General features: G+C 35.4%; 13 protein-coding genes. All 13 read right to left on the reverse strand.

From position 1 onward, the window contains the following. Positions 1–14: 14 nt before the first annotated feature. Positions 15–3,218, reverse strand: coding sequence for a ligand-binding sensor domain-containing protein (locus tag G500_RS0107165; RefSeq protein ID WP_154657059.1), 3,204 nt, complete (start codon positions 3,216–3,218; stop codon positions 15–17). A 133-nt stretch (positions 3,219–3,351) separates the two neighbouring features. Further along, complete coding sequence (locus tag G500_RS0107170) at positions 3,352–4,455, reverse strand: DegT/DnrJ/EryC1/StrS family aminotransferase (protein WP_027002080.1); 1,104 nt, start codon at positions 4,453–4,455, stop codon at positions 3,352–3,354. Positions 4,456–4,457: 2 nt separating this feature from the next. After that, the gene (locus G500_RS22695; protein ID WP_051203354.1) at positions 4,458–5,291 is read right to left on the reverse strand and encodes an FkbM family methyltransferase; all 834 of its coding nucleotides are present in this window, start codon (positions 5,289–5,291) and stop codon (positions 4,458–4,460) included. Positions 5,292–5,304: 13 nt separating this feature from the next. Further along, entirely contained in the window at positions 5,305–6,873 is a 1,569-nt protein-coding gene (locus G500_RS0107180) for a capsular polysaccharide export protein, LipB/KpsS family (protein ID WP_027002081.1), read from the reverse strand. Positions 6,874–6,891: 18 nt separating this feature from the next. Continuing rightward, complete coding sequence (locus G500_RS25460; protein ID WP_086047845.1) at positions 6,892–8,220, reverse strand: ABC transporter ATP-binding protein; 1,329 nt, start codon at positions 8,218–8,220, stop codon at positions 6,892–6,894. Between the two features lie 193 nt (positions 8,221–8,413). Beyond that, positions 8,414–9,124: a PIG-L deacetylase family protein gene (locus tag G500_RS0107190; protein WP_027002082.1), complete on the reverse strand. Its 711-nt coding sequence runs from the start codon at positions 9,122–9,124 to the stop codon at positions 8,414–8,416. After that, positions 9,117–10,073 carry a hypothetical protein gene (locus tag G500_RS0107195; RefSeq protein ID WP_051203355.1) on the reverse strand — a complete coding sequence of 319 codons (957 nt, stop codon included), beginning with the start codon at positions 10,071–10,073 and terminating at the stop codon, positions 9,117–9,119. Before G500_RS0107195 ends, G500_RS0107190 begins: the two co-directional genes overlap by 8 nt. Then, positions 10,070–10,882 (reverse strand): amidohydrolase family protein, encoded by an 813-nt coding sequence (locus G500_RS0107200; protein WP_027002084.1) that lies wholly within the window; start codon positions 10,880–10,882, stop codon positions 10,070–10,072. Before G500_RS0107200 ends, G500_RS0107195 begins: the two co-directional genes overlap by 4 nt. After that, positions 10,882–11,538: a class I SAM-dependent methyltransferase gene (locus G500_RS0107205; RefSeq protein ID WP_027002085.1), complete on the reverse strand. Its 657-nt coding sequence runs from the start codon at positions 11,536–11,538 to the stop codon at positions 10,882–10,884. Before G500_RS0107205 ends, G500_RS0107200 begins: the two co-directional genes overlap by 1 nt. Then, a complete protein-coding gene (locus G500_RS0107210) occupies positions 11,531–12,535 on the reverse strand; it encodes a beta/alpha barrel domain-containing protein (RefSeq protein ID WP_027002086.1) in 1,005 nt (334 codons plus the stop codon). Before G500_RS0107210 ends, G500_RS0107205 begins: the two co-directional genes overlap by 8 nt. Further along, on the reverse strand, positions 12,532–13,734 hold the full coding sequence (locus G500_RS0107215; RefSeq protein WP_027002087.1) for an ATP-grasp domain-containing protein: 1,203 nt from the start codon (positions 13,732–13,734) through the stop codon (positions 12,532–12,534). The genes G500_RS0107210 and G500_RS0107215 overlap by 4 nt, the downstream gene beginning before the upstream one ends. A gap of 37 nt (positions 13,735–13,771) precedes the next feature. Next, on the reverse strand, positions 13,772–14,890 hold the full coding sequence (locus G500_RS0107220) for a methyltransferase domain-containing protein (protein WP_086047846.1): 1,119 nt from the start codon (positions 14,888–14,890) through the stop codon (positions 13,772–13,774). Continuing rightward, a complete protein-coding gene (locus G500_RS0107225; protein WP_051203356.1) occupies positions 14,887–15,912 on the reverse strand; it encodes an N-acetylneuraminate synthase family protein in 1,026 nt (341 codons plus the stop codon). Before G500_RS0107225 ends, G500_RS0107220 begins: the two co-directional genes overlap by 4 nt. Positions 15,913–16,055: the final 143 nt, after the last annotated feature.

The raw sequence follows: 16,055 nt of genomic DNA on the forward strand, positions 1-16,055 counted from the left end.
ATATTTGTGTTTTTTTAATCCAAAAACCTTTCATAACGCACAAAATAACCAAAACCACCTTCTTGCGGTTTGAATAAGAAGGCTTCTTTTCTTTCTCCTATTAGCTCTAAAAGTAATTTTAAGCCTTTTCCGCCTCTGCGTAGTTTTTTGGTACGGTTTGCCGTTTCTATTTCCGCTTCGGAAAGCCCCTTTCCATTGTCTTTGTAGGTAAATGAAAATTCTAAAAAATTATCTGTATTATTTTTTATTATTCTTATTTTTATTATTACAAATATATCTAACTTATTAAAATTATTTTCATCTTTTGCATGTGTAAAGCTATTTTTTATTAAATTTACGAAAACTTTTTCTATTATTTTATTATATTTAATAATACTACGAATATTTTTACTATTTTTTTCGTTTTTTAATAAACCATTATCATCTACTAAAATATCTATATTGTAGTTTTTTTCTGAAAATATAATAGTCTTGCTCAAATAGTTTGCAGTTCTTTTGATAACATCTTGCAAAGTTTCCTGCAAAGTATTTTGGGCTATACTAAACTGCAAAAGAGCAACCAGCGCGATTATTTTTTCTTGAAAAGCTGCCTCTTTTTCATATTCATAAAAGGCGGGATTTTTTTGTAGCGTTTCACTGATTTGGTTAGAAATAGCCCAAGCTTCTTGGTAAGTATGCCAAATGGTATGTCCCTTATCTTTATTTTCTGTTGCAATTATTTTATTTATTTTTTCAATTTTTTCTTTTTGCTTTTCAATTTCTTCTTTTTGTCTTTTGTTTATTTCTATTTCTATGTTTAATAAGTTGTTTTTTAATTTTATTTGATTGTGATTTAAAATATGAAAATAGATTGATAAAATAAGTATTATAATAAGCGAATAAATAGAAAACATTACTATTTTTCTTTCAAAAAAAGTAGGTTTTATTTGGAATTTAATAGTCATTTTTTCTAAATTATTAATATGCCTACTATCAAATTTGTAATGGCAAACTATCTCACATTCATATCTTCCTGCCTTTAAATTTGAAAAAGAGATAGAATCTTGTGCCTCTGCCCAATCCGACCAAATGTCTGATTCTACACGCAAACGATAACGAAAAAGGACATCTTGTGGCAATTCTTGGGTAACGACTTGGGGATAGAGTGCGATTGTGCGCTGCTCCTTGGGTAGCGTAAAAATCCCATCTTGGGGAATTTTTCCTATTTTTTCCCACCTTAAACGCTCTAAATCAAAGAAAGAATAAGAAATATTCGAGATATGAAGCGCAGGCAAGTCAAAACAATCAGGCGAAAAGGAAAAACAAACCGCTTTTTCGTCACCTGTTAGAAACCAAACGCGCCCTTTTGTATCCTCCATCAAAGAATTTTGGGCAGGCTCTATTCCTACAAAACCGTTATTTTTATTAAGCACATAAATATAATTTTCCTTGCTTTTTCCATAAAACCTTTCTAAATCTACTAAAACTATTTGATTTAGTTGTGAAAAAACTAAAATTTTGCCTTTCTGAATAGTCTTTACCGTTTCTATAAAATCCCATTTTAGGTGCGCAAGTGGAAAGCTAAAGCTATCATTTTGAGGCTGATAGAGAAAAAGCGTAGAGGCTTGTCCCTTATTTTGCGTGCCTCCCCAAATGTTGCCCCAGGCATCTTTGGTAAGGGTTATTATTTGAGTTGTAGGATAATTTTTTTTGTCTAAATAATCGTTTGATAAGTTAGATTTTTTTTCGGTAAAAAAGTAATATCTTTCTATCTTTTCTTTAGAAAGGGAATACCAAAAATGTCCTCTATTCGAACCAATTAGATACCTATCTGAATCTATTTTTTCGATAGAAAGAATGTTAAGCGTTGGAAAATTAAGCGTTCCTTCCAAATCTTTTTTGTTGAGTGCGTGCGTAACGCGCTTATTTTTGTCGAAAACAAGAAAACTACCGCCCCCAACTGCTATGTTACCCGTCAAAGAATCGTAATGAGAAATGAGGTAATACCGTTTAAAAATCTTTTTTTGCATTTTTTCTTGCAGCGTATCTAAAACAGAAAATTTATTGTTTGAATAAAGTAATGCACCATATTGTGATACAAAAACAAGTTCGTTTTCTTTTGTTTTAACAGAAGAAAAGTAAAAATTACGATTGTTTAAAATAGGATAAGATATTGTTTTTATTTTCTTTATTGTCATATCCAATATTCCTACTTTATCTTTGTTTTGAAAAGAACCAATTAAATATTCGTCGGGCTTGACTTCTTGTATCACCCAAGGCATTTGTGGCATATTCGCTTCTTTATCGAAAGACAAAATATTTTGAGCAAAAAGTTTGAATAAGCCTATTTCAGTGGCAAGCCAAATATTTTTATTTTTATCAATTATTATATCATTTATTGTAGTTTTTTTATGTTTAAAAATAAACATATTTTCTATGTTAGTTTTTAAATTTTGACATAAAATTTTATTGTCTTCAATAAAGAAAATAATATGCTCTTTGTCTGAAAGAATAAGATACGCCTTTGGTTGAAAATCTATATAAGGACGATTAAGTGAAGGGTTCACACGATAAAGACTGTCAAAAAACAAAGTAGTTATTTTTTCGTAATATAAATCATTTAGAGTATGATATTTAGTATTTTTTAATATTTTTATATTTTTTACAGGGATATTTAAAGAATAAGGTTTCCAAGCACTGGATATTGAGATGCTTTTGTCTGTTATTGGGATATTTTGATAAGAAAAAGACTCTGAAGCTAAATCGAAAAAGATTTGTGTGTTATCAGAATCTATATCTGCTGCAAAATAAATGCGCGTACTATCTTCTGAAAAATAAATCTTATGCGAAAGCCCCATGCCTTCTTTGGCTTTGAAATGTCCGATAAGTTCGGTATCTTTAAAAACAGATAAATAATTTTTAGAAGAAGTATAAATAATTCCATTTTTTGTATCTTCTAAAAAACCAAATTGTTGCTGTTCTTTGAGTGCGCTATTGGCAGGGGTGAAAGTTTTAAACTTTTTCCCATCAAAAATGGCTGTGGATTGTTTGGTAAAGACCCAAATATTTCCCTTTGTGTCTTCGTATAAATTCATGACCTGCAAGCCTATCAATCCGTCGTAGGCAGTGTAGTGTTTGTAGCCAGAACTTTGCGATTTTGCCTCTGAAATACCAAAATAGATATAAAAAAAGATAGAGAAAAGCAAAGATAATATAAAATAGAGGTATTTTTTCATCATTTTTTATGGGTAGCCTTTTTAGTGAAAACAAGTGTAACACCCAAAAATAAGAAATTATCCTTAATAAAAAAAGACAAAAAAAGCCTTACTTGGAAAAGTCGGCTTCTGAGATGGGAAAATTGTGTAAAAAAAGTTAAAACGCGTTTAAAACATCAATAACACGCGCTATATCTGTGGGCGTATGGGCGTAAGAGATGGGCAGACTTAGCGTCGTTTGGTGGATAAGTTCGGTAATGGGCAGTGCGCCTTTTTTTTGATAGGGTTGGAAAGCCGCAAGATGTCGCAATGCCTCTTGTTGATGGGGTGGAATGGGGTAGTGAATTTCGGTTTGTATTTGATTTTTCAGTAAATACTGGCGCAGGGAATCGCGTTTGGGGTGACGAATATTAAAAATATGATATACATCTTGATAATCTTTTTCAACCGAAGGCAAGATAAAATCGCTTTTTAATTGGGTTAGATAAAGGTTTGCTAAGGCTCTTTTATGGGCATTGATGGCATCTAATTTTTCAAGTTTGAGGGAAAGAAAAGCCGCCTGCAATTCATCTAAGCGCGAATTATAGCCAATTATTTCGTTATGATACTTTATTTTAGAACCATAATTGCGTAAAATCTGTATTTTTTCGGCTAAAATCGGGTCGGAAGTAGTAATGCCGCCGCCGTCGCCGAGCGCACCTAAGTTTTTAGTAGGATAGAAACTAAAAGCGGCTAAGTTGCCAAAACTCCCTGCTTTTTGTCCGCAGCGGCTTGCGCCATGCGCTTGGGCAGCATCTTCTATCAGAAAAAGACCATTTTTTGTCGCAATTTCTGAAATTTTATCCATTTCACAGAGTTTGCCGTAAAGATGCACTACTAAAATCGCCTTTGTGCGTTTTGTTAGGGCGGCTTCTATCTTTTGGGGGGAAATGTTGTAGGTTTGGGCATCGGGTTCTACCAAAATAGGCGTGAGCTGATTGTGTAGCACTGCCAAAATCGTAGCGACGTAGGTATGCGCTGGCACAATGACCTCGCTACCCGCAGGCAAATCTAAGGCTTTCAACGCCAAAATAAGTGCATCTAAGCCACTGCCGACTCCTACACAATGCGTTACACCACAGTAGGCGGCAAAATTTTTCTCAAAATTGTGCAACTGCTCCCCCAAAATAAACCAACCCTTTTCCAAAATAGAAGCAAAACGCGACTGAAAAGCCGCAAAAAAAGGCGCGTTGGAAAGGGAAAGGGAGTCGTAGGGGAGCATGTTTAAAGTTTAAATCCATAGATTTCAAAATGCGTATCAAAAATTTTCTCTCGCATGCGCGTAACTTGGTCTATAAAGGGTCTCTTTGTTGGGAATGGTTGTTTTATGTCATAACGAAAGCCCTGTTTTTCTAAAATATTTAATATAACAGATAAATTTTGAGGCTTTTCACTAAAAGAATGATATTCTATAAATATCTTATCTACATTCACAAGTTTTGGAGCAATATGTTCTATTAAATAGTATTCCGCACCTTCTACATCAATTTTAAAAAAATCAACTTTTTGCTCTAAAAACTTATTGAGGTCTACCGCCTCAACCTTGACGATACGTGAGTTGGATTTATCATCAACCAAAGAAACTTTACTCGAAAAGTTTCCTTCCAAAACAAAACTAAGTGTGGTGTCTTCTGTCCAAACAGCTTTCTGATATACTTCAATATCTGAAAAAAGTGTTATGTTCTCTTTTAATAGTGAATAAATATAAGCATCAGGTTCAAAACCTATTATCTTTGCATTTGGATACAGCTTTTTGAAGTACAAGATACTCATGCCTACATTCGAGCCACAGTCTATTATGACAGGCGCGGCTTTATCAGTTTCAAAATAATAGTTATTTTTTTGATAAATTTCTTCATAGGATTTGACAAAAACTAATCCATTTTGAGCTTTAAAAGGGAAACCAAGTAGATTAGAGGTGATTTCTTGCTTCTGATGTTTAAGACGGAGTAGCTCTTGCTCTTCTTCGTAATTTTGTCGATATTCAGGATATTTACGCAAACGGTAATAATGCTTAACTTTTTCGGGAAATAAAGAAGATATAATATTACGAAACATGTTGTTTTAGAATTTAAGCGATTGGAGAAAATACAGATAAAGAATTAGAATTGTTTTTAAGAAATATACGGTTAATATTTTTGATAAAAACATGATTTTGCCAATCTTGCATTTTTAGAAGATGACAAGCTTGCTTGTAATTGTTTGTTTCGGTATCAAAGATGACCTCGTTTGAAAGATTAGGGGGCATTCCCGAACCTATTAAATCATCAGAATAACTTGCATTTGAGGTAATCCAATAGAGAGCGCATTGCGCCTTATATAATTCAGTTTCTGTACGCTTATACTTTTTTTGTATTTGGGAAAGCGTTGATTTGTATCCTTGTTCATTTTTACAATTTATTGTTAAGCCCAAACTATCATAGGGTGAAGCACCAGCCAAAATAATTTGATTGTCAAATAACAATGCTTCTGCCCCTGCTGTACCACGCACTGTTACAACTGCATCACTGATTCTGAATAAAGAAGTTGGCTTTATGTCGTTTGGTACTAATTGAATATGAGGAAAAGCCTTAATAACCTCCTCTACTACACCTACTTCTTCGTACAGAACAGAGGCAGGGTGAGGCTTTATGAGCCATTGAACTTGTGGAATATCTTTAATCAATTCTAACGTTTTTACAAACCAATCGTAATAATCTAAATAAATAGAAAATCCTGTACAATGAGGCACATCACTAAAAGCGTGAGTCATAATCAAACCAATCGGCTTATCTTTATCTAATTTTAAATTCAAATAAACTTCCGTATCTTCATATTCTCTCTTTGTTTGATAGGCATAATAAACGTCGTGTTGAAGTACCTCGCCACTAAATCTTTTACTAATGAAATTTAATATTGTTTCTTTTGGAAGTTGATACAAACGCTCTAAAATTTCTGGTGTTACTTTGGTATCACTTTCCATGTAGAAGTCTTCATCTTTTATCTCTTTTATGAGTCCTCCAAAAATAGATAATATAGACGCTCCATTTTCTATTCCAACACGCCCTAAAATTCCATAGTTAATATAAAACTTGTGGCTAAGTACGATATACTTAATGTTTTTAGCACTTAATAAAGACTTGTATTTGTAATAAACCTCTACTGCCTGCTCTAATTTTTCTACCACAACTTGATATTGAGCTTGGCTAATCGTAAATACATTAGGGGTAACTCTTATGACAGTATCATACACATAAGCCCCTATATTAACAGTTCCTTCTTTAAAATTAAGTAAGTTTGTAAGGTCTTTTTGAAGCAAACTTTTTCTTAGCTCTCTCTTTAGTTTTGAAATAATCTTTTGTATAAAACTTTTTTTGTATTGTAATTCAGAAAGATAAATGGGTTCTGCCCCCAATGCCTTGTATGCAATATTACATTGAGTGTTACCGTCGCTTCCTGCAATAAAAGCGACATTATAGCCTTGCTTATTCGCTAAAATACCTAAATAGGTATTCAAAAGCACAAATCTTGAAACGTGCAAAAAACCCTCTAAAAGTATATAAGGCTGCCCTTCTTTATTTTCTATTTTGTTTTGTTTTGCAAAAGATAAAAAATCTTGAAATTCGGCAGAATTTATGATTTTTTCTTGAACGTTATCCATAAAATAGTTTAAATGTATTTATTGAAAAGACCAATTAAAATGAGGGCGCAGCTGTGCCTCTTTAAAAGAACCATAAACAACTTCCCCCGTATACAAGACGCTCCAAGTTAATGCCTTATAGAGTGTATGATGCTCTCTTTTCGGATAATAAACATCGATATTAAGTTCGTATTTATTTTCACCTAAAAAGAAAGCAGGAATTTCACAGATAAATTCCTTTAGAAGCGGTTTTTTAAGAGTAGCAAGGGTTTCAAGTTCAGAAACATACGCAGGAGAGTCTAAGGCTTGTGCAATGAGTAAAGGCTGTTCGGGTTGCTTTTGACAAAATACAGAAAGCACAACGCGAAAATCTTGCATAGCTTCAAAAACTTTCACTTTTAGCTTAACAAAGACTTTTTCTCCATGTGTAAAGACTTCTTTTAAATTTTGCATTTCATCTTGTAAAGAAAGTTCTATTATTTGAAAATGTCTTTTTGTCAAATCAGCAGGAACTTTGGTTACAAGTTTTGTGATTTCTTCTTCTTTTACAAGAGATTTAAGACGATTGCTGTTTTTCTCTATTCCTAAGTATTTATCTATGATAGATTGCGTATCATTGAAGGAAGTTACGCTACCTGTTTCCATCAACACTGCCTTTGTGCATAAATTCAAAACAGACTGCATATTATGGCTCACAAAAAGCACCGTTCTGCCTTCTCCTTTCGAGATGTCCTGCATCTTTCCGATGGCTTTTTTCTGAAATTCGGCATCTCCTACGGCTAAGACCTCATCGACAATCAAAATTTCGGGTTCTAAAAAAGCCGCCACTGCAAAACCTAAGCGCACGCTCATGCCACTGCTATATCTTTTGATGGGCGTATCTATGTATTTGGCAATACCCGCAAAGTCGATGATTTCGTCTAATTTTTTTCGAATCTCCGACTTTTGCATACCCAAAATGGCACCGTTGAGGAAAATATTTTCTCTGCCAGTGAGTTCGGGGTGCATGCCTGTTCCCACTTCTAAGAGTGAGGCGACGCGCCCCTTCATTTTGATACTGCCCTGCGTTGGGGTCGTGATGCGCGAAAGGATTTTGAGCAAAGTAGATTTGCCTGCTCCATTTTTGCCAATGATACCCAAGACTTCGCCCTGCTGCACTTCAAAGCTCACATCTTTTAAAGCCCAAACATAATCGCCTTCGGCAGCCCTTGCGCGGTCATTGACCTGCCCTATTTTTAGAGTAGGGTCTTCTTTTCCGCGCACTTTTGCCCAAAAACGCGCTATATCGTCGCGTAGCGTACCCGAACCAATCACGCCTAAGCGGTATTGCTTGCTAATATTTTCTACACGAATGACAGTTTGGGACATAAAAAGTAAGTTTCTAACCGTCTAAAAGGCTTGTAGCCCTCCGACGAGGTGTTTTTTTGAGGTGGTTGTTTTTCTCAAACCCTTAGCGTTTGGTAGGGTCGTATAAAGAACGACAAAAGTAAAGAAAGATTTTCAAAGCTGCAAGCCTTTTACTCCTTTCTTAGCGAAGGAAAAAGATTTCGTGCGCTTTATTTTAAGCAATGTGCCTAACCAACATAAAAGCCTCTGCTAAGTTTTTGCCTACTACCACGCCCCAGCGTTGTGCCAAAATGCGCAGGGCTTCGGGCGAGCGAGGGTGTGGAAAGGCGCGTTTCTCAAATTCGTAACTTTCCATGCCTTTAATTTTTGCGTCCAGACTTTCTTCGCCTACGCTGACAAAAAAATTGGGTAGAAAGGGGTTGGGATAGTTAAATGCCTGCCATTCAGTAGAAGAAGGCGTTTCGAAGGTGAGAATTGTTTTCACTACTTCGTGCGCCATCGGGCGGGTAGCGGTTATGACTGCTTCAAAGGTGCGGCGGTGGTCGATATTGGTATCGCTGCCATGATGGGTAAAAATTATTTCGGGCTGAAAGGCTTGTTTTTCCTTTTCCACAACTTTTACCAAGTCTAAAAGGGCGACGGTATCGAAGCGATTATCTGGAAAATCATAGATGCCGACGCTTTCATATCCGATACATTTTTGAGCCGCATAGATATTGTTTCTGTGCGTAGCAAGTTCTTGTTCCCATTGCGCTCTATCGCGCTTATCGGCACGCGAGGTAATGCCTTCTCCTAAGATAACGGCTCTCACTTGGCAGTTGTGGTACTGAATAAGGTGGTGCATCGTCGCCCCTACGCCCAAAAGTTCGTCGTCGGGGTGCGCTACCACTAAAAGGATTTTTTTATTTTGGAAAAGGTTAAGCATTTTTTATAAGTAGGGTTAATAAACGTTCTGTCCCTTTCTTAGATACCAAAGTTGGAGCATAATGATATATTAAATTCCTAACATAAAAAGGTTCTAAAAAAGAGATATTCTGTAAAATTTTTTCAGATAAGTCTGTATTATTCCATTCTATTTTTTTGAGAAGAAAGCTTTGATTGAAATAATATACTTGATTAGGCTCTTGGTCTATATCCAAACAAATTCCCACAGTAGGCTTGCTCATGCTTGCTAATTCATGCAATGTTTGTCCGCAGGCGGATATTACAATGTCCGCCTTTTGATAGTTGTCAAACATTTCTTGTTCGGTTTGTTTGGCTAATAAATGTACTCTTTTGGGCAAATCTTTACTAAAAAGTTTAGCTTCTGGGTCAATGATAAAAATTTCGGGTATGGTAGTCTGTAATGCGACTTCTAAAAGAGTAGGAAGCAAATTTCTAAAATCGCTCCCCCCAATGGTTATGAGTAGTCTATTCATATTTTCTTTTGGTTTAATGGGGTTTTCTCTTTTAAAAGACTCCCTTAAAATAACCAACTCTTTTCCTCCTATAACATTTTGATTCTTATAGCTTTTTTTCTGAAAAAAAACATTTGGATTTATTATTAGGTCTGCTCGATACTCAATCCTATTGTAATCATCTATGACAAATACTTTTTTAAAGTGTTGATTTAAAAAATCAAAATGCAATGAGGTAGCCAAATAGGAATCTACTAAAACATAGCCATAGGAGGCGTACTCTTTAATTTTTTCTATATTTTCGAGCCAATTAAAAACTTCTCCTTTTATAGAAAACTCAGAATTTTCTCTTAAATAAAGTAACATCAAAGCGTCAATCTTATTTTTAAGGGCTTCTTGTTGAATGGCAGAGCAGCGCGTGTAATGTCCAAGACCAATTCCTTTTCCAGCCTCAGTAATAATCAATAATTTTTTCATATTTGGAACAATTCTAAGGCGTTTTGGTAGAATATCTGCTCTTGCTCCTGTGCGGAAAATTGATGTTTATCAAAAAAGTTTTGATGTATTTCAATAGCAGCTTCAGAATTAGCATAAGGATAATCCGTTCCAAAAACTATACGTCTTGCGTTCATCTTTTTATAGACAAAGGCAAAATCTTGCTCTATAGAAGAACCTATGTAATAAGGCAAAGAAAAAGAAGTATCCAACCAAATGTTAGGCTTAGCATCTGCCAACAAAAAAGCCTCTATTATGCGATACCCGCCACTATGTACGATAACTATCGGTACTTTCGAGACCATATCAGCGACAAAACAAGCTAATTTTAAATTATCATAGGCATACATCTTTGAAGTCCCGTAACTGCCATCTATACAAATAATCAGCCCTAATTTTTCTGCAAATTGACATATCTTTCCTATTTCTACAAAATCAGGCTCTGAAATTTGCTGTAAGTAGGAATTAAACATGATAGCACCTACCCCACTCTCTTTGATTTTTTCTACATAAGATAAAATATCAGAACGACGAAAATCGATAAGGGCTGTAAAGGTCGTTTTTTCAAATAATTGATTAGATGTTTTCAAAAAAGGTGCTACATTACTATCAAATAGTTTAGTATTGAATAGTAAAAAGTTGGCAGCTTCAGCCTTTTGAATATTGGTTTTGTGTATTTCTAATCCTTTGCAAATACCCTCCACATCAAGCGTCAGGTCTTGTGCGATTACTTTATTAACGTCCTTATCTTGAAGATAAGGTAGATGAATATTAAAATCAAATATTTTCATTATGATTTATAGATGAATAACATAAATTCTTTTTGTGGAATGGCGGCATAATGATGCTTTAGCATCACATTAGGGCTTAAAGAAAGCGCAAATTCAAGCACTTTAGCAGGATTATGATAAAACACAAAATCCTCTACAGGATATTCTGGGGTATGTTTTGTACTTAGAAAATCAACGATAAGTAATTCTTTTACAGAAGAGAAAGCATTTTCTATAAACTGAAAAGAATAATCATAGTTATCTATTTGATTTTTTAAATTGAGATTTAAAACCCCCAACATAATCCCGATATCTGCTACGGGTGCTTCCAAACGGTGGCTTCCAATATTTTTAACCTCAAAAGATGCTAAGGGAGATGACCATATTTGCTTGGCTTCTTCAATTAGGTCGGGATTGATGTCCCAACCTATGTAGTTTTTGAAAGGAAAATTACGAGCTTTGAGTTGTGCCAAATAGTCGCCAAAGCCACAACCAATATCTAATATTGTCTTATCAGTTGTAAAGGTTATTCCTTCAAAAGTTTGCGCAAAACGATAACTTTGTTGTTCGATAGACCCCCAGCCCAAAGTGCGAACATCTTTACCCAAATGCTGATATCGAGTAGAGTATCGCTCTATCATTTTGTTTGATATATCCAAAAATTTGTCTTTATCCATTTTTTTGCAATTTAGACGCGACTTCCATAAATAGGTCTTCTGTTGGGTTAATGCAGTTAATATCGGATACCTGTTTTATTATCCGCTTTTTATCAACTTGATACTTTTGAGCCGCTTTTTGTACCATAGGCAAATAGCTGGTATGAAACCTACTAATTCCAATGTGGATTTCTTCGTCTGTAAGACCTTGTGGCTGCAACATCAAAGGGACAATAAACTCATTTGCAAATTCGTAGAATTTGTATATTTCAGTATCAATAGGACTAATTCCCATTTTTTGTAGTAAGTAGATAGCGATTTCTGTTTGCGCATTTCCAGCACTTCTACCCATACCGCGCACACAGGTATCGATGTAACTTGCACCAGCCTCAATAGCCTGAATACTGTTAGCGATAGCCATTGATAGGTTGTTATGCCCATGAAAGCCCAAATGCGTATCTACTCGCTCTTTGGTGCGACTAATATACTCAAATACCTCGTTAGGCATCATACAACCAGCAGAATCTACTAAGTAGATAATGTCAGCGACCTGCCATTCTCTGATGTGTTGCGCAATTTTGGTAAATTCATAGGACTTTACGCCATAGCTTTTCATAAGATTTAGCGCAACTTTTAGTCCTCTCTTTTTAGCGTAAGCGGCAAAAGGCTCCGCCTTTTCAAAAGTGTCTACATTAGTTCCCACTCTTAGAAAAGAAAGTCCTGCTTCAATGGCTATGTCTATGTCTTCTGTCGTTCCGATACCGGGTATGAAAAAAGCCGCAATTTCAGCATCAGGAGCGGCTTCTTTTGCAGAACGGATATATGTAAAGTCATCTTCTTTAGAAAGTCCAATATGAGCCTTATTCCAAGCACCCAAACCTAATCCGTGCCCTACTTCAATTGAGCGAAAACCCAATTCAAAGAGTCCTTTTGTAATATTTGCAGTTTGGACTTTGTCAAATTGAAAATCTATAACATAAGAGCCGTCACGAAGCGTGTTTTCTAAAATATGTATCATTTGTAGTATTCTATTTTTAGGTCATTTTTAAAGTTTTCAAAGTTGCGTAGGGTTTCTTCTGCATTAGCTCCTTGCAAAACTAACATAGAATGACGAGATGCGCAATTTTCTATCGACTCCACCATATCATTTTCACCATAAATGGTTCGATAACGTAGCGTGTACTCTTTGGCGAGCATCTCTTCTACATTGATGCTTTTTAGTACTTTTCCAACTTGGAAATCTAAAAAAGTGAGTAAAATAGACTTTTTCATGAAAGCTAAACCCAACTTAGGAACTTCAAAATCATCTATTCCCAAAGATTGATGCAATAAGATTTTATTCAAATCTATCTGAGTTAGCATGGGTACAATTACCGATGAAGTATAAACCCCACCGCCTCTGTTGGTACACTCTACCAAATAAATTTCCTCCTCTTTGGTTACGATATATTCACCATGCGTATGCCCATAGGTATAGCCAAGAAGTTCCACTACGCGCTCATGATTTGACAGAAGGCGCGTGTTGAGGTCGGCTGAAAATTGCGCAGGATAGATAATTTCCTTTGTTACAGGCTTTGCCCCCCTTTCAAACTTGCGTGATGCTACCGCCAAAGCATTGTGTCCATTTTTAAAACAAAACCCATCAACTGTAACCAATGTACCTTCGATAAATTTTTCGCAAATGAGTGTATGAGAAGGGGAATAGTGCAAAGCCTCGTAATAAGCATCATAAAGTGCTTGCTCATGGCGTGCAATCGTAACACCAAATGTGCCGCGACTATCTGTCGGCTTCAATATTAGCGGAAAACCTATGGAAGAGGCTGCTTGTGCCAAATCTTCGGGAGTACGTACCTTAGCGTATTGTGGCTGATACACCTCCGTATTTTTACAACGCTCTCGCTGCGCGTACTTATCATTTGAGAAAATGGCAGACGCTATATTGGCAAAGGGCAAGCCCAATTTATTTGCGATTACGGCAGCCGTATAAAAGGAATAGTCGCAATTATCCGTAATGATACCCACAACGCCATGAGAAGTAGCGATACGCAAGTGCGCAGCTATATCATGGGCATCTTTCACGTAGAAATGTTCTGCCAATTTAAAGCCATCAGCGCGAAGATGCGGATGCGTAGCCACTATGCCATACCCCGCCTCTTTTATCGTTTCTAAAAGAGCATACTGTTCCCAGCCTGCCCCTATGACTAATATTTTTTTCATATAAAAATAAAAATTAAAGCCTATCTACAATATAAGTTTAGTTAGTTTGAAATGTTTTTTTATAGTTAGTTTCTAAATTTTTTATAATAGATTTTGCGTGATTTTGAGTACAAATAATCAGATGTTTGGCAACTAAAATTTCATCTTTTACTTCCTCAGGTAAATATACTCGTAACATAGGAGCGAAATAATCACGTTTTAACGGATTTGAATCTACAACATAAACATTCTTGGGAATATTTAAATTATTTATTAATTTTTTAGTAGTTTCATTTGCAGCATATATTAAAATAATATCATCTTCACATTCTCGAATAAGGCTTCTGGCTTCCTCTATTACTTTTAAAAATAAATCTTTTTGATGTAGCCCTTTCAAAAAAAGTTTTTTGTTTTGAGCATACTCGTCTGGAATTAATTCTTCCGAATACTCTACCTTTCTAAAAACACTAACAAATCCAAAAGGACGACTGCATTCTTCAACTGAGCTATCTATCAACTCAAAACCATTCTGGGCTGCAATAGCAATAAGGCTATTTATTGAAAAATGATTAACGTGTTCGTGCAATATAAGAGGAGAAATGTACTTTTCATAAAGTGATAGCAATGGGACTTCACATATCATTATCCCCTCTGGTTTAAGAAGAAGTCTAATTTGTTGTAAAAACGTACTAATATCAGGTACATGTTCTAACACAAAATAATGTGCTACGCAATCAGCTTGAATGTTAGATATATCGCTTATTTTTTTAAAATCGCTTGAAGCACTTTCGTTGGGTTCAGCAGTCAAAACACTGCTAAATAACTTTTCTAACCTATTATGAAACTCTGTTTTCACATTAGCACCAAACTCTACAAAGACCTCTCTTTTATCCACATATTTTTGTACTATACAGATTCGTTTATCTACATTGTAATCTAAATCTTGTGTCACAAATCTCGTGAAGGAGTCTGCGTAATAACTCATTAGTACGTTTTCATCTGCTACCGGGGAGGTAAATACAAAACCACACGTTGTACATATTACATTATGCACGTTAAATAACCAAGACTGATTACAAGTTTTAGTCAAATATTCATATTCCCATAAGGTTTCAGAATTTACACTGCTGCAAATGGGACAAGAACGTGGAACAATAGGTATCTTATTCATTTTCATAAACTTATATGTTGATAATCGAGTAAAGTATTTCGCATTACGTTTTCCTTAAAGAAAAAGTTTGATAATAAAAGTCTATCCAACTCCTTACAATCAATACCTTCGCTATGCCTGCGAAAGATAAAATCTTCTCTCTGTAAGGGTTCGCCTGCATTTTTATTCTTTGCTAAAACTAACTTCGTGCCGATTGCCTTTTTAAAGTTGGCTTCTTCCTTTTCTATTTGCAGACGAACTTGTGGTATTAACATCTGTTCGGCAATCCTGATGCCATTTATCATCTCTCTAAGTTCGTGTGGTTCGAGAGAAAATGGAGCGTCTGGTACAGGTAGCTTTCTACTTATTGCAAAGTGTTTTTCAATCACCTTTGCACCTTGTGCCACTGCAATAATAGGCGCGTAAATACCCGCTGTATGGTCTGAAAACCCCACAATGCAATCAAACATTTTTTGATAAGTGTGCATCAAAGGAAGATGTACTTTTTCATAAGGAGTGGGATAAATGCTATTGCAATGCAAGATAATAAATTGATTGTTTTGAGCCAAATGGAAAATCTTGACAATCTTTTCTAACTCGGCGTAACTAACTAAGCCTGTAGATAAAATAACCGGCTTGTTCGTTTGGGCAACTTTTTCTACAAGTTGTGGAAAAGTTCCAATCTGTGCGGAAGCAAGTTTGTACAGCGATACATTAATTGTTTCTAAAATATCAACTGCCTCTAAATAAGTTGGAGATGAAAAGAAAACAATTTCCTTCTTTTTACAATAATCAGAAAGAAGATAGTGCCATTCTTCGGGGAGGTCGATTTTTTTGTGTAAATCAATGGTCGCCTTGCTTGGATTCAGGTAAAGTTTATTTACGTCAATAGACTGAAACTTGACAGCATCTGCGCCTGCTTCTTTAGCAGCGTCAATCGTTTCATACGCAAGTTGTAGGCTCTGATTGTGGTTAGAACCTATTTCTGCTATTACAAATGCAGGGTGATTTTGCCCTATGGTCAGGTTTCCGATTTTGATGTCTTGCATGATGTTCAATATTTTTCTAAAGTTTTCTTTTTTTAAAGTTATCTGTTCAAGGATTTTTGAATCATAACTTATCAATTTCGTCTATACTTAGCCCTGTAATTTCGGAAATGGTTTTTGCATCAAAACCCTTAGCCTTCATTGCT

It is taken from the genome of Hugenholtzia roseola DSM 9546, assembly GCF_000422585.1.
Classification (GTDB): Bacteria; Bacteroidota; Bacteroidia; order Cytophagales; family Bernardetiaceae; genus Hugenholtzia; species Hugenholtzia roseola.